Raw genomic sequence first — 20,941 nt, 5'->3', positions numbered from 1 at the left:
TGTGTTAGCGGCCGCCCGAAACGAGAGGAGATGCGCCTTGCGCCAAGCACTTACCCTGTCCCGCCGCACCCTGATGATCGGCGCGGGCGCGGCGGCGGCATGGGCGTCCTCGCCCGCGCGCGCATTGATGATGCAGGCGACCGAGGGCGGCATTTCCGCGCGCGTCCGCGACCTGATCGAGAAGATGACGGTCGAGGAAAAGGCGGGTCAGGTGACGCTGATGGCCGCCGCCTGGGCCGGCGGTGCGGCGACGACGCTCAACCCCGCGGGTGCCAGCAGCAACTTCGAGGGCCAGCTCGAAGAGACGCGCAAGGGCCGGCTGGGCGGCGTGTTCAACGGCAACGGCGCGACGATGGCGAAGCGGATGCAGACCGCGGCGGTGCGCGAATCACGGCTCAAGGTGCCGCTGATCTTTGCCGCCGACGTGATCCACGGCTTTCGCACCGTCTTCCCCATGCCGCTGGCCGAGGCGGGCAGCTTCGACCCCGACCTCGCCCGCCGTACCGCGCGCGCGGCGGCGGTCGAGGCGTCGGCGGCGGGCATCGACTGGAACTTCGCGCCGATGGTCGACATCGCCCGCGACCAGCGCTGGGGCCGGGGTATCGAGGGCGCGGGCGAGGACGTTCTGCTCGGCCGGCTGATGGCCGCCGCGCGGGTGCGCGGGTTCCAGGGGGACAGGGGCCTCACCGCCGACGATGCGATGGCCGCCTGTGCCAAGCATTTCGCCGCCTACGGCGCGGCGGAGTCCGGCCTCGACTATAACAGCGTCGACGTGTCCGAACGGACGCTACGCGACATCTATTTCCCCCCGTTCGAGGCGGCGTTCGCTGCCGGCGCGGCGACGACGATGGCGAGCTTCAACGAACTGTCGGGCGTGCCCGCCACCGCCAACAAGTGGCTGCTGACCGACCTGCTCCGCCGCGAGTGGAACTGGGGCGGGCTCGTCGTCTCCGACTATACCGGCGACATGGAGCTGATCGACCACGGCTATGCCGCGGACGAGCGGGAAGCGGCGAAGCTCGCCTTCCTTGCCGGGGTCGACATGTCGATGCAGTCGGGCTTCTACATCCGCCACCTGCCCGACCTGGTGGCCAAGGGCGAGGTGCCGATGACGCGGCTGGACGAGGCGGCGGGCCGGGTGCTGGCGCTCAAGGAAAAGCTTGGCCTGTTCGACGACCCCTTCCGCCGCATCGACCCGCGGCGCGAGAAGACGCGCATCCGCACGAAAGCGCATCTGGCGCTGGCGCGCGAGGCGGCGGCGAAGTCGATCGTCCTTCTGAAGAACGACGGCGACCTCCTGCCCCTCCCCCGCAGCGGCAAGCGGATCGCGCTGATCGGCCCGTTCGTACAGGGCCAGCGCGAGCTGATCGGCCCGTGGAACGTCTATGGCACCGATGCCGAGGCGACCGACCTGCTGACCGGCGTGCGCGCGTCGGTTTCGGACGCGTCGCTCGTCACCGCGGTCGACGGCTCGGGAATCACCGAGCCGCTGCCCGGCGGGATCGAGGCGGCGGTCGCGGCGGCCAATGCGGCCGACGTGGTCGTGCTAGCCGTGGGAGAGGCGCAAAACATGTCGGGCGAGGCGCAGTCGCGTACCGATATCGTCGTACCGCCCGCGCAGATGGCGCTCGCCGAAGCCGTCGCGAAGACGGGCAAGCCGATCGTCGTCGTCCTGCGTCACGGCCGCGGCCTGGCGCTGCACGGCGCGGTGCTCGACGCGCCGGCGATCCTGGCGGCGTGGTTCCTCGGCTCCGAAAGCGGGTCGGCGACCGCCGACATCCTGTTCGGGGTGCAAAGCCCGTCGGCGCGCCTGCCCGTCAGCTTCCCGGTCGAGAGCGGCCAGTCGCCCTATTATTACGCGCACAAGTCGACCGGCCGCCCCAATCCCGGCGACAAGCCCGAGCCGTACAAGGCGCATTTCCGCGAGACGCTGAACCGCGCGCGCTTCCCGTTCGGGCACGGGCTCACCTATGGAAAGATCGCCTATGCGGGGCTGGAGGGCCGCGGTACGACGCTGAGCGCCGGCGGCCAGATCGAGGTCGCGGCGACGATCACCAATTCGGGGACGCGCGAGGCCGAGGAGGTCGTCCAGCTCTATATCCGCGACGTCACCGCCAGCATCACCCGGCCGGTGCGGCAGCTCAAGGCGTTCCGCAAGGTCCGCCTCGCCCCCGGCGCCTCGCAGCGCGTGGCCTTCACCCTGAAACGCGCCGACCTGACCTTCATCGGCACCGACCTGAAACCCATAGTCGAGCCGGGCAGGTTCCGCGTGTGGATCGCCCCCTCTGCCGAGACGGAGGGCGTGTCGGGCGAGTTTACTTTGGCCTAGAATCCTCCCCCGTCAGGGGGAGGGGGACCGCCGTAGGCGGTGGAGGGGGAATTGCACCAGGCGCCGCGCTCGCGGCCCGCCCCCTCTGTCAGCCTGCGGCTGCCACCTCCCCGTAGCCGGGAGGATCAGAGGCTCAACACTCCACCACATTCGCCGCGAGCCCGCCCTGCGCAGTCTCCTTGTACTTCTCGCCCATGTCGAGGCCGGTCTTGCGCATCGTCTCGATCACTTCGTCCAGGCTGACGCGATGGGTGCCGTCGCCGAGCAGCGCGAGCCGCGCCGCCTCGATCGCCTTGATCGCGCCGACCGCGTTGCGTTCGATGCACGGCACCTGCACCAGCCCGCCGACGGGGTCGCAGGTGAGGCCGAGATTATGCTCCATGCCGATCTCGGCCGCATTCTCGACCTGCTCGGGCGTGCCGCCGAGCACCGCGCAAAGGCCCGCGGCGGCCATCGAACAGGCGACGCCGACCTCGCCCTGACAGCCGACTTCCGCGCCGGAGATCGAGGCGTTTTCCTTGAACAGGCTGCCGATGGCAGAGGCGGTGAGGAGGAAATCCTCGGTTCCGCGTGGGCTCGCGCCGGGCACCATCCGCTCATAATAGCGCAGCACCGCGGGCACGATCCCCGCCGCGCCGTTGGTGGGCGCGGTGACGACGCGGCCGCCCGCGGCATTCTCCTCGTTCACCGCCAGCGCCCAGAGGTTGACCCAGTCGATGACCGACAGCGGATCGGCGAGCATCATCTCGCGCCGCGCCATCAGCCGCTCGAACCCCGCCGCCGCGCGCCGCTTGACCTTGAGGCCACCGGGCAGGATGCCGTGCGTGCGCATCCCCCGGTCGATGCAGTCGCGCATCGCCTGCGCGATCCGGTCCAGCCGTTCGGACAGTTCATCCTCACCGATCGCCGCCAGTTCGTTGGCGCGCTGCACCTCGGCGATCGAACCCAGTTCCTTTGCGCGCACGAGCAGTTCGACGCCCGAGCAATAGGGGTGCGGCGGGTCGTCCATCATCGCGGGCGCCGCATTGCCGCGCACCGCATCCGCCTCGATCACCGCGCCGCCGCCGATCGAATAGACGGTGCGCTCCTCGATCAGCGCGCCTTCGGCGTCATAGGCGGCAAGGCGCATTGCGTTGGAATGGAAGTCCAGCCGCTCGAACATCCGCCAGCCGAGGTCGCTCGCCGGATCGAACGCCGCCACGCGGCCATCGGGCAGGACGATCGTCCGATCGACCTCGACCTTTGCCACGATGCCGTCGATCGCGTCGGGATCGACCGTCGCGGGACGACAGCCCGACAGCCCCAGCATTACCGCGCGGTCGGTCGCGTGCCCCCGCCCCGTCAGCGCGAGCGAGCCGTAGAGATCGACCACCAGCCGCGTGACCGGCGCGCCATCCAGCGCCTCGACGAAATCGCATGCCGCGGTCATCGGCCCCATCGTGTGCGAGGAGGACGGCCCGACGCCAATCTTGAACAGGTCGAAAACGCTCGCGACCAATGCCGCCTCCCTCTCCCGCGCCGCTTGGGCGGCAGGGGGAGGATAACCGTATCAACTGTTACTGTCGATCAGGCGAGCGATACCGCACGCTTCTCCCGCATCGAACGATAGATTGCCTCGATGATGCGGATATCGCGAAGCCCCTCCTCGCCGGGTACGATCGGCATGCGGTTGTCGCGGACGCATCGCGCGAAATGGTCGAGCTGGCCCGCGAACTGGTCGGGGCCGCTGGTGTCGATATTGGGAGTGCTAGTCTCCCCGCCCTTGCGGACGCGCATCGCCTGCCCGCGATAGGCGGTGGCGGGTTCGAGCTCGACCCAGCCCTCGCTTCCGATCGCGCGATATTCGTTGTGGTTCGAATTGTAGCTGGAGATGCAGCTCGCCAGCAGGCCCGAGGGGAAGCGGAGCGTGAAGTCCACCCGATCCTCGACCGTGGCGAAACGGGGATCGCGGCGATCGGTGCTTTCCACCGCCGTCACCTCGACGGGCTCGGCCCCCGCCAGATAGCGCGCGGCCTGAAGGCTGTAGATGCCGATATCCATCATCGACCCGCCGCCCGACATCTTCCGGTCGAGCCGCCACTGGTTCGGCTGGATCGGAAAGCCGTGGGCGGTGCGGATCATCCGGAGGTCGCCGATCGCCTTCGTCCGGCACAAGTCGATCGCGGCGACGTTGTGCGGCTGGAAGCGGCTGCGATAGCCGATCATCAGCTTCCTGCCCGCCTTTGCCGCCGCGGCGATCATCGCTTCGCACTCGCGCGACGTGGGCGCCATCGGCTTCTCGCACATGACGTGCTTGCCGGCGCGACTTGCGCGGATCGAGTATTCGGGATGCATCGCGACCGGCAGGATGACGTAGACCACGTCGACGTCCGGGTTGTCTGCGATCCGGTCGAAGGTGGCGTAGCTGTAGCGGTTCTTGTCGGGCACGCCGTACTGCGCGCCGTACTTCGCCAGCTTTTCGGGCGTGCCGCTGACCAGCGCGGTGATCCGCGCGTCTTTGCAGTTGGCGAAGGCGGGCATGATCTGGTTGGTGGCGTAATTGCCGAGGCCGACGATCGCATAGCCGATCTTGCGCGCCGGCTGCGCACATGCGGCCTGCGGCAGCAGCGCGAGGCCCGCGGCGGCGCCGATGCCGATCAGCGCCTCGCGCCGGGTGGTGTCGTTCGTCATGGCGTCGCTCCCAACTCGATCTCGAACGGCACGACGGGCAAGGGCGCCTCGTCGAAGGTGTTGACGACGGGCGCGTCGGCAAAGGCGTAGCGGACCTTCGTCACTGGCTTGCCGTCGCCCCGCAGGATGACGCGGTCGCCCTCGACTCGGCCCTCAGCGAAGCGACAGGCGCCGCCGCCGCACAGCTCGAACCCGATCGGCCCCGCCGCGCTCCACGCATGAAGGCCGCCAGTGACGCCGGTGAAGCGGACGACCACATCGCTGCCCTGCATCGCCGCGCTTTCGATCAGCGGGCCGGACGCCGCGCCCTTGTCGCCGTACGCCACGACATTGGCGGCGCGGACCAGGCGCTGCGCGAGCGTGTTCTTGTTCGCCGGGTGGATGTCGGTCCGCTCGCCGATGTCGATCGCGGTGACGATCGCGGCGTGCGCGTCGTTCTTCGCCGCCAGCCGCTGCTCGTTGCGCACGACGCCCCAGCCGCTGTCGGCGGGGGCAAGCCGCGGTGCGCCATAGTCGGCGAGGCCGACGATCAGGAACGGCAGGTCGGGCGAGGCGAACTGGCGCCGCCACCCCGCCATCAGCGCGGCCATGCGCTTGTCGTAGCCGGGTTTGCCCACGTCGCTCTCGCCCTGGTACCAGGCGACGCCCTTCAATGCGATCGGGCCGAGCGGCGCGATCATGCCGTTGTAGAGTGTGGCGAGGCCAGCATGGCTTTCCCAAGGGGTGCGCGGCGGACTGCCCGCCCCGGGCTCGGTCGCGATGCTATAGCGCCAGCCACTGCCGATCGGGATCGCCGCGCCGCCCGCGGGGGTCAGCGTCATCGCCGCGGCCGGGCCGTTCATGCCGCCGGGGCCATAGGTGTCGGTGACCGCGACGACGATCTCGTTCCGCCCCGCCTTCAGCGCCCGCGCCGGAACCGGATAGCGTCGCGGGCTGCCCCAGCCGAAGCTCGATCCCACCGCCACGCCGTTGACCCAGACGGTATCGAGCTCGTCGATTCCGCCAAGGTCGAGCACCGCGTCGCCGCCCACCGCGGGCAGGTCGACGGTCTTCCGGAACCAGACGGTGCCGTTGAAGCTTGCGAGGTCGGGCACGCCCCACTCCTCCCAGAAGCTTGCCTTTGGCACCGGCTTCCACTGGCGGCGGTCGGGGGCGTTCCACGGCTCCTGCCCCGCCGCGTCGCCGCTCAGCCCACGCCACCACGTCCCCCAACGTTCGGCGAAGTGCCCCGCCCCCGCCGCCGGATCGCGCTGGTAAAGCTCGAGCAGCGCGGCATCCTCGGCATTGCCGGGCAGCGGGGCGGCATCGGCGCTGGCGATCCACGGGCGGATCTGCGTCCCGCCCCAGCTCGAATCGATCGCGCCCATCGGCACCTTGCGATCGGCGGCGAGCTGCTTGACCATCAGGTAGCAGGCGGCGGAGAAGTCCCTGACGCTGTCGGGCGCCGCCGCGACCCAGGCGGGGCGCGGGGTCAGCGACGTGTCGGGCGAGAACGCGACTTTGTGCTCCATCGACAACAGGCGGATGCGGTCGTCGGCCGAGCCGCCGATGATGCCGTCGCCGTTCAGCGTCTTGTGGGTCTCGAACTCCATGTTCGACTGGCCCGAGCAGAGCCAGACGTCGCCGATCAGCAGGTCGGCCATGGTGGCGGTAGTCACCTTGCCCGTCGCGGTCAGCGTGTAGGGCCCGCCCGCCTTCATCGCCGGCAGCACCGCGCGCCACTGGCCGTCGCGGCCCGCCTTCGCGAACGCGCGGGCATTGCCCAGCCGCACGGTGATCGCCTCGCCCGGGTCGGCGCGGCCGGTGACGGTGATCGGCGCGCCGCGCTGAAGGACGGCGTGATCGCTCATCGGCGTGAGGATGACGGGATCGGCCCATGCCGCCCCCGCGCCCGCCAGCAGCACCGCCGCAACGCCCGTCCGCGCCAGGAACCTCTTCATCCCTCACCCTCTCTTCTTTTAAGTTCTGATATCGCTATCATGGCCCCAGGGCGCCAACAAGCGCCGGGGAGAGGACGAAAATGGCGAAGGACGCGCAAGGCTTTACCCGGCGCGGCGCGCTCGGGCTGACCGCGACCGCCACGACGGCGCTCGCGCTGCCGGCGGCGGCGCAGCGGCCGGCAAAACCGAACCCGCGCGAGCTCTGGTACACCGCCCCGGCGACGAAATGGACCGAGGCGCTGCCAGTCGGCAACGGCCGGCTCGGCGCGATGGTGTTCGGCGGGACCGCGAGCGAGCGGCTGCAACTGAACGAGGACACCATCTGGGCCGGCGCGGCACAGGACCCGGTCAATCCGCGCGCGAAAGGGGCGCTGCCAAAGGTCCGCGAACTCATCTTCGCGGGCAAGTACGCCGAGGCGGAAAAGCTTGCCTCCGCCGACGTGATGGCGATCCCGCTCAAGCAGCCGCCCTATCAGACCGCGGGCAGCCTGATGATCGACATGGCCGGCGCCGACACGCAGGTGACCGGCTATCGCCGCAGCCTCGACCTCGGCACAGCGGTGGCGGAGACGCGCTGGACCGCGGGCGGCGTGACCTATCGCCGCCGCGTGCTCGCCTCTCCGATCGATCAGGTGATCGCGGTGCGGATCGAGGCCGACCTGCCCGGCGCGATCGCCGCGCGGCTGGGCTTCACCTGCCCGCTCAAGACGTGGAGGGTCGCGGCGGAGGGGCGCGACACGCTAGTCCTGTCGGGCACCGGCGACCCGCATGACGGGAGGCCGGGCGCGATCCGGTTCGAGGCGCGGCTGCATGTCCTGAACGAGGGCGGACGGGTCGAGGCGGCGGGCGACGCGCTGATGCTGTCGGGCGCGAATGCGGTCACGCTGCTGATCGCGATCGCCACCAATTTCCGCCGCTTCGACGACCTCACGGCCGATCCCACCGCGCTCACCAAGGCCCAGATTGCGAGCGCCGCCGCCAAGCCCTTCGCCGCGATCGAGCGTGCCTCGACCACCGAGCATCGCCGGCTGTTCGACCGCGTGCGCCTCGACCTCGGCGATGGCCCCGCCCTGCCCACCGACAAGCGGATTGAGGCGATGCGGACGGGGGACGACCCGGCGCTCGCCGCGCTCTATTTCGATTACGCCCGCTACCTGCTGATCGGCTCATCGCGGCCGGGGACGCAGCCTGCGAACCTTCAGGGCATCTGGAACGACCTGCCCACCCCGCCGTGGGAGAGCAAATACACCGTCAACATCAATACCGAGATGAACTACTGGCCGGCCGAGCCCACGGGCCTGCCCGAACTAACCGAACCCCTGATCCGGATGGTCGAGGAACTCGCCGTGACGGGCGCTCGGACGGCGCGCGAGATGTACGGCGCGCGCGGATGGGTCTGTCACCACAATACCGACATCTGGCGGGCGTCGGCGCCGATCGACGGGCCGCAATGGGGGCTGTGGCCGACCGGCGGCGCGTGGCTGTCGATGCACCTCTGGTATCGCTGGGAATATGGGCAGGACCGTGCGTATCTGGCGCGCGTTTATCCGGTCATCCACGGCGCGGCGCTGTTCTTCCTCGACACGCTCCAGCGCGATCCGAAGTTGGGGCACCTCGTGACCAATCCGTCGATGAGCCCGGAGAACCAGCACCCGTTTGGCGCCGCGGTCTGCGCCGGGCCGGCGATGGACAACCAACTGCTGCGCGACCTGTTCGACCATGTCGGCGAGGCCGCGCGCATCCTCGGCCGCGAGGACGAGAGCACCCGGGCGATGGCGGCGGCACGCGCGCGCCTCTCGCCCGACAAGGTGGGCAAGGCCGGGCAGTTGCAGGAATGGGCGGAAGATTGGGACATGGAGGTGCCCGAGCCCAAGCACCGCCATCACTCGCACCTCTACGCGCTCTATCCCAGCCACCAGATCGCGCCCGACACCACGCCCGCCCTCGCCGCGGCGGCCAAGCGGACGCTCGAACTGCGCGGGGACGAGGCGACGGGGTGGGCGACGGCGTGGCGCATCAACCTGTGGGCGCGGCTGCGCGACGGCGACCATGCGCATCGCATCCTGCGCTTCCTGCTAGGGCCGGACCGGACATACCCGAATATGTTCGACGCGCACCCGCCGTTCCAGATCGACGGCAATTTCGGCGGCGCGTCGGGGATGCTCGAAATGCTGGTGCAGGATCGCGGCGACACGCTGTTCCTGCTCCCCGCATTGCCGAGTGCGTGGCCGCAGGGTTCGGTCAGCGGCGTGCGGCTGAAGGGCCGCGGGATACTCGACCTCACCTGGCGCGGCGGCCGGCTAGCGAGCGCCTTGCTGCGCAGCGAAATCGCGGGCGAGCGGCGGGTGATGTTGGGCGACAAGGCGAAGACGGTGCGCCTGACGCCGGGGCGTGCGGTGCGACTGACGGCGCGGGATTTCGCTTAAGGCCGCCGCGCCGCACCCCGGCGAAGGCCGGGGTACGGCGCTATTAGATCATATCGCGCTCAGCCCCTGCGCCTTGATCCGGTCGATCAGGTCGCGATGCCGCGGTAGGCCGGCGCGCAGCCTTTCGGTCTGCACGCGATTCTCGCGCCGCGCGCGTTCGGCCAGCCGCGCGTCGGTGCCCAGCGTCACCGGCTCGACCTCGGTCCGGAAACCCATGCCGTACAGGACGTATTGATAGCTCGCCGCGGGAAACACCTCGTCCACCCGGTCGAACTCGTCGTTGAACCAGGGCGACTGCCAGCGCCACAGCTCGAGCAGGTGCGCCAACCGGTCGGGAATACTCTCGCTGCGCACATTGTCGCGCCAGAAGTCGGTGTCGGTCCGCTTGGTCAGCACGTAATGCAGCTTGAGGAAATCGACGATCCGGCCCCAGCGATAGCTCGTCGTCTCGTTGAAGCGGCGGGCGATCGTGTCCATCACCTCGCGCCGCGCGGGCATCTGTTCCGCGATCAGCTTGGCCGACAATTCGATCAGCACGATCGCCGATGCCTCGAGCGGTTCGAGAAATCCCGCCGCCAGCCCGACGGCGACGACGTTGCGCTTCCAGAACACCTCGCGGTGCCCCGCGCGGATCGGGATTTTGCGCACCGACAGCCCGTCGGCAGCGGACCCGAGATAGGCGCGAAGCTCCCGCTCCGCCGTCTCGTCGTCGACATGCGCGCTCGAATAGACATGGCCGGTGCCGCGCCGCGTCGGCAGGCCGATATCCCAGATCCAGCCCGCTGACTGCGCGGTGGAGACGGTATGCGAGGCGATCGGCGCATCGGGCGTCTCGTGCGGCACCTGCACCGCCATCGCGGTGTCGCAGAACAACACGTCCTTCAGCGGCCGGAACGGCACGCCCATCGCCTCTCCGATCAACAGCGCCTTGAACCCGGTGCAATCGACGAACAGATTGCCCTCGATCGTCCCCGCCTGTTCGGTGACGAGGTGCGTGACGTCGCCATCCTCGGCCTGAACCACCTGTTGCACGTCGGCGAGCACATGGCGCACGCCCAGCTTGCCGGTGCAGTGCCGCGTCAGGAAATCGGCGAACTTCCCCGCATCGAGGTGATAGGCGTAATTGGCGACCGCATCCCATTCGCGCGTCGTAATCGTCTTGGGCGCGAGGCCGTCGTCGCAGATTCGCCCCTGCGGACAGACCGCGTCGCAGAAACTCTCGTCGTCATTCGCCGCCAGCCAGTGCGGCACGAGATTGAGATGCTGGAAATTGGTCGGCAGCATCAGCGGGTGGTAATAGGCGTCGCCCTCCGCACCCGTCGTCCACCGCTGGAACTTCGCGCCCTGCTTGAAGGCGGCGTCGCATTCGCGGAAGAAGTCGGTTTCGCTCACGCCCATCTTGGCGAGCGTCGAGCGCAGCGTCGGCCACGTCCCCTCGCCCACGCCGATGATCGGCACGTTGGGCGATTCGACCAGCGTCACGCTGAACGTCCCCGCTTCGATGCGTGGCCGGTGCCGCGCGGCGATCACGCCCGCGGTCAGCCATCCGGCAGTGCCGCCGCCGACGATGACGATGTTTCGGATCGGTCCGGCCATGACCCATTCTCTGGAAAAAGATGGGGCCGGGCAAGCCGTGATGCCCGGCCCCAGTAGGGGATCAGAAGCGGAAGCGGACGCCCCCGGTGAAGCGGCGGCCATAGGCGAACACGTCGAGGAGCTGGTTCGAGAACCGGCCGTGCGTGCTCTGCACCTCGTCGAACACGTTCAGCGCCTCGACGAACACGCTGTAGTTCTTCGTGATATCCCAGCTCGACGACAGGTCGACCTGGATCGCCTCGTTGACGAAGGTGGGCTCCGCGCCGAAGGCCGAGTTGTTTTGCGCCTGGCCGAACTGCGACAGATACTTGTCGCGCCAGTTGACCGCGGCGCGGATCTGGAACCCGTTCTTGTCGTAGAAGCCGACGAAGTTGGCCGAGTTGGCAAGGCCCGTCACGGCGAAACCGGTCGTCGATAGGTCGGTCTCGTCATACGGCTTGTTCGTGTCGACGAAGGTCGCGTTGGCGTTGAAGCCGAAGCCCGAATCGCCGAACACCTGCTGCCACGCGATTTCGACGCCGCGCACCGTCGCGCTCGGTCCGTTGACGCGCTGCGACACGACGAACACCGCCGGGTTGCCGGTGGTCGGGTCGATCACGCCGTTGATCGTCTGCTGCTGCGCGCCGGCGACGTTGAAGTTCGACACGTCCTTGATGAAGCCGTTGACCGCGAAGTACGAGTTGCGGGCGTAATACCATTCGACCGCGGCATCGTAGTTCCACGACAGGAACGGCTGGAGCGCCGGGTTGCCGCCCGTCGCGGTCAGCGCGCCGCGGCGCTGGCCGACACCGATGTTGAGCACCGGGGTCAGCACGTTGAGCGAGGGCCGCGTCAGCGTCCGCGACACGTCGCCGCGGATGTGCAGCGTGTCGGTCAGTTCCAGCTTCGCATCGAGGCTCGGCAGGAAATAGTCGTAGCTGCTGTTGGTCGTCACCGACTGTTCCGGCGTGAAGATCACCGTCAGCAGCGTCGGATCGGTCGTGCTGGTGACGATCGAAGTCGGCAAGCGACCGAAGCCCGACGAGGCAATGTCGGTCTTTTCATAGCGCAGACCCGCATTCAGGCGGAACGCCATCCCACCCAGATCGCCCTTCAGATCGCCGCGGATATAGGCCGCATAGGTCTTTTCCTGGATGTTCTGCCGGCCCGGGTCGAGTGCAAGGTCGAACGTTCCCGTGAACGGCGGCGTGCAGCAGCCGTTGTTGAAGCCCGGAATATTCTGCGTCTGCGGATTGCCGAGCCCTTCCAGATACTTCTGGTAGAGGAACGGGTTGATCGCGATCAGCTCGGGCGGCAGCGAGCCTTCGAAACCGGGGATCCAGTTGCCCGTGGGGATGCGGTTCGCCAGCAGATTGGCCGGGATCAGCACACCGCCGCCCTGACCCGAAGGCGCGCCGTAGCCGGCATAAGCCTGCCAATAGTTGTTCACGAACGTGTTGCGACCGGCGAGGCTGTACTGATCCTCGAGGTACATGCCGCCTGCCTTCAGGCTAAACTGGTCGCGATCCCAGACGACGTTGGCGCGGAACTGTACCACCTCGTCGCGGTTCTGCTGCGCCGTGCGGACGGTGACGTGGCTCCCGATCACCGACGTGTCGGTCCAGCGCGCGGTATTGCCGCTGGGGCCGAAGGTGTTGAGCACCGGGAAGCTGTTCTTGCTGTCCCCCGTCACCGCGACGCCCAGCGTCGTGCCGAGCAGGCCACCATAGCCCACATCGGCATTGTCGCTGCTGATCCGGCCATCGGGGTTGAGCTTCGACAGCGAGTAGCTGGCGTCGAATTCGAAGCGCAGGCTGGGCGTCGCCTGAAGCTTCAGGTTGGCGCCGACCTGGTTGGTCTCGAGCAGCGAGCTGTCGATCGCGCCGGTGAAGTCGGTCGGCGTCCCCGCCTGACGGAAGTCGACCGTCGTGCCGTTCTCGTCGAGCGTGACGTTGCGCAGCTGGTCCTGGTTGAACCACATGCCGAACCCGGCGATGTTCGTGTTGACCGTCTGCCGCGAATAGTTGTCGTCGATCGTCAGCAGCACCGCATCCGACGGCTGCCACTGGAGCGCGAGACGCCCGTCGAGCCGCTCGTCCTTCGTGTAGCGCTGGTCGGCGCCGTATTGCTGCTGATACCAGCCGGTGATGTTGCGGCGGTTGGTCGGGGTCGCCCATGCGGCCGAGTTCTGGTCGGCGGTCGGCTGACACACCGCGGCGGTCGATCCGGCCAACTGGCACGGCGCGTAGAAGCCGCCCTGCCAACCCGACACGAACACGCGGTTCGTCTCGGTATCGCGGCGGGTGTAGATCGCGCTGCCGAGGATGCCGATCGTGTCGTTGGCGAACGTCTTGCTGAACAGCGCGCCGACGGTGGGGACGAAGGTGCCCGCCTTGTCCTGAAGCGAGCCGCCCGCGGTGATCGCGATGCGCTCACCCATCTTGTCGAACGGCTTGGGGTAGCTGATGTTGACGGTCGCGCCGATCGAGCTCGACGACACGGTGACGTCGGGCGTCTTGTAGACCGCGAGCTGGCCGACGAAGTCCGCGCCGACCGTGGTGAAGTCGACCGAGCGACCGCCCGATGCGGTCGACAGGCGGCGGCCGTCGATCAGCGTTTCGTTGAAATCGCCGCCGAAGCCGCGAACGGTGATGCCCTGAGGCTCGCCGCGATTGCCCGAACGGTTGATCGACACGCCCGGCAGACGCTGTAGCGAAGCGGCGACGTTCGAATCCGGGAACTTGCCGATATCCTCGGCCGAGATCACGTCGACGACGCCTGGCGACGTCCGCTTGATGTCGAGGTTGCGCTGGAGCGAACCGCGGATACCGGTAACAATGATGTCCTCGGCATTGGCGTCCGCGTCGGGCACGGCCTCACCCTGGGCGGGGGCCGTCGTCTCGCTGCCAACCTGCTGATCCTGCGCCCAAAGCGGCGTCGCGCACGCGATCGCGGCGATGCTGGCGCCGCCGGTGAGCAGGCGGCGCATCGCGCCGCCACTGATACCGGTAACAAACGCCGACTCGGCAAATCCCTTCATGCTGTCCTCTCCCGTCGCGCATCTATCTAGCGGGGCCGTCCGCTCGTTCACCGGATCGGACCCACGGCCCGACATGAGGGTCGGACAACGCGATCCTATAGGCTTTTTTGGCTGGCGACAATCGCAATTGTCGGTCTAAATCATCGCCGCCGATCCGAAGGACGGCGGGGGAGAGGGATTGGAATGACCGCGCAGCGTCTGGAACTGCTCAATGCCAACGACCATGCCGGGCTGCACCTGGGGCCGGTCGAGGGGGCACCGCCGCCCTTCGTTCAGATCGTGCTGGACGAGTTCGCCAGCGCCGCGACGCTGGCCCCGATCTTCGTCACTCGCGCCGAATCGACCGGCGAATTTTATGCCGGCGCGATCCTGGGGCTGAAGCCGGAGGAGCCGCCGCTCGTCACCCGCGACGACCTGGCCGGCCTGTTCGAGCCGCTCGACTGGAAGCGCCGCGGCTTTCACGTGGTGGACGAACAGGTGGCGATCGACCCCGCCGATCCGCGCTTCGCAGACGCCGCCGGCGAGCCGATGTTCGGCAGCGACGGCGCCCCCTCCCCCGCGCTGGCCGGCATGGCGCAGTCGCTCGGCCGGCTGAAGGTGGGGCTCGATGCGACTCGCGCGTTCATCGACGCCTGCCTGTCGCACAAGCTTATCGAGCCCATCGACGTCGACCTGAAGTTCGACGATGGCGAGCGGCTGACGCTGGCCGGGCTCTATACCGTCAGCCTCGATGCGATCGGCGAGCTGGACGATGCCGCGGCGCTGTCGCTGCTGCGCGCCGGGCACCTTCAGGCCGCCTTCACTATGGCGCAATCGGTGCGCCAGCTCGGCCGCCTCGCGCGCATCCGCAACGCCCGACTGACGGCGGGATGAGCGAGGGAGTCGCCGCGATCGACGCGGGGACGCTGGCCGATCGGGCCGCGTTCGAGGCGGCGGTCGTCGCTCCGTGTCGCCCGGTCGTGCTGCGCGGCGCGGTTGCCGACGGGCCGGTGCTGAAGGCATCCGCAGCGGGTAATTCGGCGTTGATCGAGGCACTTGCGGAATTCGCCGCGCCGGTCTCCGCCGAGCTTTTCGTGGGCACGCCCGAGATCGCCGGCCGCTATTTCTACGCCCCCGGCCTCGACGGCTTCAATTTCGAGCGCCGCTCGATGCCGCTGCCGCAGGCCATCGCCGCGATCGGCAGCGAGGCGGTGGATGGTACCAGTTTCTACCTCGGCTCCATCCCGGCAGAGGTCGGCTTCCCCGCCTTCGCCGCCGCGCATCCGATGCCTTGGCTGCCCGAGCGGGCCGGTCCGCGCCTCTGGCTCGGCACCGCCTCGACCGTCGCCTGTCATCACGATCGCCTGGACAATCTGGCGGTCTGCGTCGCCGGGCGCCGACGCTTCACGCTGTTCCCGCCGGAGGCGATCGGCGACCTCTATGTCGGGCCGATCGACAACACGATGGCGGGCCAGCCGGTGGGTCTGGCGGTCGGCTCCTCGCCCGGCGATCCGCAATGGCCGCGGTTCGAGGCTTGGCGGGATCGCGCGCTGGTGGCCGAACTCAAACCCGGCGATGCGCTCTACCTGCCCAAGCTCTGGTGGCATCAGGTGGAGGCGACGGGCGACCTCAACCTGCTGGTCAATTACTGGTGGGATGCGCATCCGTCCGGCCCCGACGATCCGTTCACCGCAATGCTGCTGGCGATGACGACGATCGCCGAGCGCCCATTGCCGGAGCGGGAGGCGTGGCGGGCGTTCTTCGACCATTATATCTTTCGGCCCGACCGCCATCCGCTCGACCACCTGCCGCCCGAACGACACGGCATCCTGGGCCCGCTCGCCGAAAATCGCGGCCGCATCCGCGCGATGGTGATGCAATGGCTGCGTCGTTGACGGCGGCAATTGTCGGACTAGAGTGACGATCCTATCGAATATCGGGGGAGAGGTCCGAATGTCCGTCCGCGTCGCGATCGCCGCGCTTGCCTGCCTGACGACGCCGCTCCTTGCGCAGGACCGGATGGGCACCGTGCCGGGATCGAACCCGCTGTTTCGCACGGTCTTCACCGCCGATCCCGCGCCGCTGGTCGTCGGCGACACGCTCTATCTTTATACCGGCCACGACGTCGCCCAGCGCGACGAGATGTTCAACATGCAGGAATGGCTCGTCTGGTCCACCAAGGACATGAAAACGTGGCAGGCGCATCCCGCGATCATGAACGTCAAGGACTTCAAATGGGCCAAGAAGGACGCCTGGGCCGCGCAGACCATCCAAAAGCACGGCAAGTTCTGGTTCTATGCCGCGGTCGAGCATGACGACACGGCGCCGGGCAAGGCGATCGCGGTCGCCGTGTCCGACAGGCCGACCGGCCCGTTCAGCGATGCCAAGGGATCGGCGCTTATCACCAATCAGATGACGCCCAAGGGCACACATAGCTGGGAGGATATCGACCCCACCGTCTTCACCGACGACGACGGCGCGACCTACATCGCCTGGGGCAACCGCCAGGCCTATATCGCGAAGCTCAAGCCCAACATGATCGAGATCGACGGCGAGATCACAGAGATCACGCCCCCGCATTTCGAGGAAGGGCCGTGGCTGCATAAGCGCGGCAAGCTCTACTACCTGACCTATGCCTCGCTCGACCGGTCGAAGCATCGGGACGAGCGCATCTCCTATTCGACCGCGCCGTCGATCAAGGGGCCATGGACCTATCGCGGCGAGCTCGCCGATTCGGGCAAGTACAGCTTCACGATCCATCCGGGCATCACCGCGTTCAAGGGGAACTGGTATATCTTCATGCACAACGCCGCGCTCGCGATCGGCGATCAGAACGGCTCGATCGGTCGGCGCGCAGTGACCGCCGAGTACCTGCGCTACAACGCGGACGGTACGTTGAAGCGGGTACCGCACACCGTCGCGGGCGTGACCGCCCCTGCCCCGGCGGACGCCAGGGTTCGTTGAGCCGCCACCGAAACGCACTGGCGCGACGCCCATGTTAGCGCTATCGATGGCGCGATGCGGCAGCGACCGCAAGACAGGAGAGGATGAATGATGCGAGCCCCCCTTAGCCTTGCCGTGAGCGCCGTCGCGCTTGCCCTCGTCGCCTGCTCGGGCGCCGCGCCGCAAGCGGGCAACGACACCGCCGCCGCCGACAATGCCGCCGCGGGCGAGGTGCCGACGACCAACGCCAGCGCCGACGCGACCGGCCCCGATGGCCGCAAATATCTGTCGCAGCCGCTGACGACCGAGATCTTCACCGCCGACCCCTCCGCCCATGTCTGGGGGGACGGCAAGCTCTACGTCTATGGCAGCCACGACATTGACGGTCCGGCCAAAGAGGACGACCTCGGCAGCCATTTCGAGATGCGCGACTATCGTGTGCTGAGCATGGACGAGCCGGGCGGCAAGACCACCGTCCACCCCGTCGCGCTCGACGTGAAGGACGTGCCCTGGGCCAGCCAGCAGATGTGGGCGCCGGACGCCGCATTCAAGAACGGCACCTATTACCTCTATTTCCCGGCCAAGGATAAGGAGGGCGCATTCCGCATCGGCGTCGCGACGTCGAAGTCGCCCGTCGGCCCGTTCAAGGCGAACCCCGAGCCCATCAAGGGCAGCTTCTCGATGGACCCGACGCTGTTCATGGATCAGGGCGGCGAAAGCTATCTGATCTTCGGCGGCATCTGGGGCGGACAGCTTCAGCGCAACGTCACGGGCAAATACGATCCGAATGGATCGAAGACCGACCTCGAAAAGCCGAACGAGCCCGCGCTTTCGCCGAAGATCGCGAAGATGAACGGCGACCTCATGGAATTCGCCGAGGCCCCGCGCGACGTGAAGATCGTCGACGAGGCGGGCAAGCCACTGCTCGGCGGCGATACGCAGCGCCGCTTCTTCGAGGGGTCGTGGCTGCACAAGTACAACGGCAAATATTATCTGAGCTATTCGACCGGCGACACGCACAACATCGTCTATGCGACCAGCGACAACGTCTATGGCCCCTACACCTATCGCGGCGTGGTGCTGAAGCCCGTCAACGGCTGGACCAGCCACCATTCGATCGTCGAATGGAAGGGCAAGTGGTGGCTGTTCTACCACGACGTCCAATTGTCGGGCGACACGCGGCTGCGCAACGTCAAGATGACCGAGCTCAAATACAATCCCGACGGGTCGATCCAGACCATCGACCCGTTCGTGAAGTAAGGGCACCCATGTTCCTCGGCATCGATATCGGCACCTCGGGGGTCAAGGCCGTCGCGCTCGACGAGCGCGGCGGCGTCGTGGCGACCGGGGTGGCGGCGCTCACCGTCCAGCGCCCGCATCCCCTGTGGTCGGAGCAGCATCCTGACGCCTGGTGGGACGCGACGCAGGCGGCGGTGCGCGCGATCGATCCCGCCGTCCGCCGCGCGGTTCGCGGCATCGGCATCGCTGGCCAGATGCACGGCGCGACGCTGCTGGGCGAGGACGACCGCCCGCTCCGCCCCGCGATCCTGTGGAACGACGGGCGCAGCGAGGCGGAGTGCAAGGCGCTGGAGGCCGCAGTCCCGAACCTGCACGCCATCGCCGGCAACCTCGCCATGCCGGGCTTCACCGCGCCCAAGCTGATGTGGGTGCGCGATCACGAGCCGGAGACGTTCGCCGCGACCCGCACCGTCCTGTTGCCGAAGGACGACGTGCGTCTGCGCATGACCGGCGAGAAGGTGTCGGACATGTCCGATTCAGCCGGCACGCTGTGGCTCGACGTGGCCGCGCGCGACTGGTCCGACGCCATCCTCGCGGCCACCGGCCTCACCCGCGACCACATGCCGCGGCTGGTCGAGGGGTCCGAGGTCTCGGGCACCCTGCGCGCCGAGGTGGCCGAGGCTTGGGGCATGGAGCGCGTGCCCGTCGCGGGCGGCGGTGGCGACAATGCCGCGGGCGCGGCGGGCGTCGGCGTGGTCGAGGATGGCGATGCGCTGCTCTCGCTCGGCACCTCGGGCGTCATCTTCGTCGCAACGAAGGACTTCCGCCCCAACCCGGCGCGTGCGGTCCACGCCTTTTGTCACTGTCTGCCCGGCATGTGGCACCAGATGGCGGTGCACCTGTCGGCGGCCGCGTGCATCGACTGGGTCGCGCGCCTGACCGGCACGTCGGGCGCGGCCGAGCTGTTCGCGCGCGCCGAGAGCGTTGGCCCCGCCAGCGGCCCCGAACTCTTCCTCCCCTATCTGTCGGGCGAGCGGACGCCGCACAACGATGCGGAGGTTCGCGGCGGCTTCCTCGGCCTCGACCACGACACCACGCCCGAGCGGCTGGCGCAGGCGGTGCTCGAGGGTGTCGCTTTCGCGCTCGCCGATGGTGTCGAGGTGCTGCGCGAGGCGGGCACCGACCTCACCCGCCTGTCGGTGATCGGCGGCGGTGCGCGCTCGCGCTACTGGGGCCAGACGCTGGCCGCGGCGCTCAATGTCGAGCTGGTCTATGCGCAGGGCGGCGAGGTCGGTCCCGCGCTCGGTGCGGCACGGCTCGCGCAGCTTGCGGTCGACGGCGGCGATCCGGCGAGCGTCTGCACCAAGCTGACCACCAGCCACAGCATCGCGCCCGACCCGACCCTCGTCGAGCGCTTCGCCCCCAAGCTCGCGGCCTTCCGCGCCGCCTATCCCCGCATCACGCCCAGGAGCAGCTAATGGCCACCGACTTCTTCGCCGACATTCCGACGATCAAATATGAAGGCCCGGACAGCGACAACGAACTCGCCTTCCGCTTCTACGACAAGGACCGCGTCGTCCTCGGCAAGCGGATGGAGGACCATCTCCGCTTCGCGCTGTGCTTCTGGCACACTTTCTGCTGGCCGGGCAGCGACGTGTTCGGCGGCGGCACCTTCAATCGCCCTTGGCATGCCGGCGCCAACGACAGCGCAGCGGCGGCGATGAAGCGTGAAGCGGCGTTCGACTTCTTCACGAAGATGGACGTGCCCTATTACTGCTTCCACGACGTCGACGTGATGGCCGACGCACACGACGTGACCAGCCACCGCCGCCACCTCGCCGAGGCAGTCGACCACCTGGAGCAGCTTCAGGGATCGAGCGGGCGCAAGCTGCTGTGGGGCACCGCCAACCTGTTCAGCCACCCGCGCTTCGCCGCGGGCGCCGCGACCAGCCCCGACCCGGAGGTCTACGCCTTCGCCGCGATGCAGGTCCGCGACGTGCTTGAGGCGACGCATCGCCTCGGCGGCGAGAACTACGTCCTGTGGGGCGGGCGTGAGGGGTATGAGACGCTGCTCAACACCGACCTCAAGCGCGAAATGGACAATTTCGGCCGCTTCCTGACCCTCGTGGTCGAGCACAAGCACAAGATCGGCTTCAAGGGCACGATCCTGATCGAACCCAAGCCGCACGAGCCGACCAAGCACCAGTACGACTTCGACACCGCCACCGTGTACGGCTTCCTGAAGCGCTTCGGCCTCGAGAACGAAGTGGCCGTGAATATCGAGGCCAACCACGCGACGCTGTCGGGCCACACGTTCGAGCATGAGTTGGCGATGGCGTCGGCGCTCGGCATCTTCGGGTCGATCGACGCCAATCGCGGCGACCATCAGAATGGCTGGGACACCGACCAGTTTCCCAACTCGGTCGAGGAACTGACGCTGGCGATGCTCGAAGTGATCCGCGCGGGCGGCTTCACGACGGGCGGCTTCAACTTCGATGCCAAGGTGCGCCGCCAGTCGGTCGATGCGGTCGACCTGTTCTACGGCCATATCGGCGGCATCGACACCGTGGCGAAGGGCCTGCTCAACGCAGCCGCGATCATTGAGGACGGCCGCATCGACGGCATCAAGGCCAAGCGCTATGCCGGCTGGACCGATGGCCTTGGCGGCGAGATCGCCAATCTCGACCTCGCCGGCATCGCCGATCTGGCCGTGGAACGCGACCTGAAGCCCGCGCACAAGTCGGGCCAGCAGGAGCGGCTGGAAAACCTCATCAACCGCTTCGTCTGAGGCGTTCGGGGC

Annotated in this window: 13 protein-coding genes; 8 read left to right on the top strand and 5 right to left on the bottom strand. The window is 68.2% G+C overall.

All coding sequences use genetic code 11. The features are described from left to right. The first annotated feature begins 73 nt into the window (after positions 1–73). Positions 74–2,329 (top strand): glycoside hydrolase family 3 N-terminal domain-containing protein, encoded by a 2,256-nt coding sequence (locus FHR19_RS07770; RefSeq protein WP_184027636.1) that lies wholly within the window; start codon positions 74–76, stop codon positions 2,327–2,329. 133 nt (positions 2,330–2,462) lie between these two features. Here the strand turns inward: FHR19_RS07770 and FHR19_RS07765 are convergent, their stop codons facing one another. From FHR19_RS07765 to FHR19_RS07755, 3 genes are all read right to left on the bottom strand, one after another. Next, positions 2,463–3,827: an L-serine ammonia-lyase gene (locus FHR19_RS07765; RefSeq protein WP_184026656.1), complete on the bottom strand. Its 1,365-nt coding sequence runs from the start codon at positions 3,825–3,827 to the stop codon at positions 2,463–2,465. Between the two features lie 68 nt (positions 3,828–3,895). After that, positions 3,896–4,999: a Gfo/Idh/MocA family protein gene (locus FHR19_RS07760; RefSeq protein ID WP_184026654.1), complete on the bottom strand. Its 1,104-nt coding sequence runs from the start codon at positions 4,997–4,999 to the stop codon at positions 3,896–3,898. Beyond that, positions 4,996–6,939 (bottom strand): sialate O-acetylesterase, encoded by a 1,944-nt coding sequence (locus tag FHR19_RS07755; RefSeq protein ID WP_246359398.1) that lies wholly within the window; start codon positions 6,937–6,939, stop codon positions 4,996–4,998. Before FHR19_RS07755 ends, FHR19_RS07760 begins: the two co-directional genes overlap by 4 nt. A gap of 80 nt (positions 6,940–7,019) precedes the next feature. On the opposite strand from FHR19_RS07755, the gene FHR19_RS07750 reads away from it, so the two are divergent. Next, positions 7,020–9,365: a glycoside hydrolase family 95 protein gene (locus tag FHR19_RS07750; protein WP_184026651.1), complete on the top strand. Its 2,346-nt coding sequence runs from the start codon at positions 7,020–7,022 to the stop codon at positions 9,363–9,365. Positions 9,366–9,413: 48 nt separating this feature from the next. Here FHR19_RS07750 and FHR19_RS07745 read toward each other — a convergent pair whose 3' ends face one another. Both FHR19_RS07745 and FHR19_RS07740 read right to left on the bottom strand, forming a co-directional pair. Next, the gene (locus FHR19_RS07745; RefSeq protein ID WP_184026648.1) at positions 9,414–10,961 is read right to left on the bottom strand and encodes a tryptophan halogenase family protein; all 1,548 of its coding nucleotides are present in this window, start codon (positions 10,959–10,961) and stop codon (positions 9,414–9,416) included. A 61-nt stretch (positions 10,962–11,022) separates the two neighbouring features. After that, a complete protein-coding gene (locus FHR19_RS07740) occupies positions 11,023–13,980 on the bottom strand; it encodes a TonB-dependent receptor (protein ID WP_246359397.1) in 2,958 nt (985 codons plus the stop codon). 183 nt (positions 13,981–14,163) lie between these two features. Here FHR19_RS07740 and FHR19_RS07735 point away from each other — a divergent pair, with 183 nt between their 5' ends. The 6 genes from FHR19_RS07735 to xylA all read left to right on the top strand — a co-directional run bounded on the left by FHR19_RS07735 (position 14,164) and on the right by xylA (position 20,929). After that, positions 14,164–14,853 (top strand): SapC family protein, encoded by a 690-nt coding sequence (locus tag FHR19_RS07735; RefSeq protein ID WP_184026646.1) that lies wholly within the window; start codon positions 14,164–14,166, stop codon positions 14,851–14,853. Continuing rightward, the gene (locus FHR19_RS07730; protein ID WP_184026644.1) at positions 14,850–15,854 is read left to right on the top strand and encodes a cupin-like domain-containing protein; all 1,005 of its coding nucleotides are present in this window, start codon (positions 14,850–14,852) and stop codon (positions 15,852–15,854) included. Before FHR19_RS07735 ends, FHR19_RS07730 begins: the two co-directional genes overlap by 4 nt. A gap of 58 nt (positions 15,855–15,912) precedes the next feature. Next, a complete protein-coding gene (locus FHR19_RS07725) occupies positions 15,913–16,923 on the top strand; it encodes a glycoside hydrolase family 43 protein (protein ID WP_184026642.1) in 1,011 nt (336 codons plus the stop codon). 87 nt (positions 16,924–17,010) lie between these two features. Continuing rightward, complete coding sequence (locus tag FHR19_RS07720; protein WP_425505952.1) at positions 17,011–18,162, top strand: glycoside hydrolase family 43 protein; 1,152 nt, start codon at positions 17,011–17,013, stop codon at positions 18,160–18,162. Between the two features lie 8 nt (positions 18,163–18,170). Then, on the top strand, positions 18,171–19,619 hold the full coding sequence (gene xylB, locus FHR19_RS07715) for a xylulokinase (protein ID WP_184026640.1): 1,449 nt from the start codon (positions 18,171–18,173) through the stop codon (positions 19,617–19,619). Then, positions 19,619–20,929, top strand: a complete 1,311-nt coding sequence (xylA, locus tag FHR19_RS07710) for a xylose isomerase (protein WP_184026638.1) — start codon at positions 19,619–19,621, stop codon at positions 20,927–20,929. The genes xylB and xylA overlap by 1 nt, the downstream gene beginning before the upstream one ends. Positions 20,930–20,941 lie beyond the last annotated feature (12 nt).

Origin of the sequence: Sphingomonas yantingensis (genome assembly GCF_014199325.1) — a bacterium.
Taxonomy (GTDB): domain Bacteria; phylum Pseudomonadota; class Alphaproteobacteria; order Sphingomonadales; family Sphingomonadaceae; genus Sphingomonas; species Sphingomonas yantingensis.
Note: the sequence above shows the minus strand (reverse complement) of the source record. Positions and strands in the feature narration are given on the sequence as shown.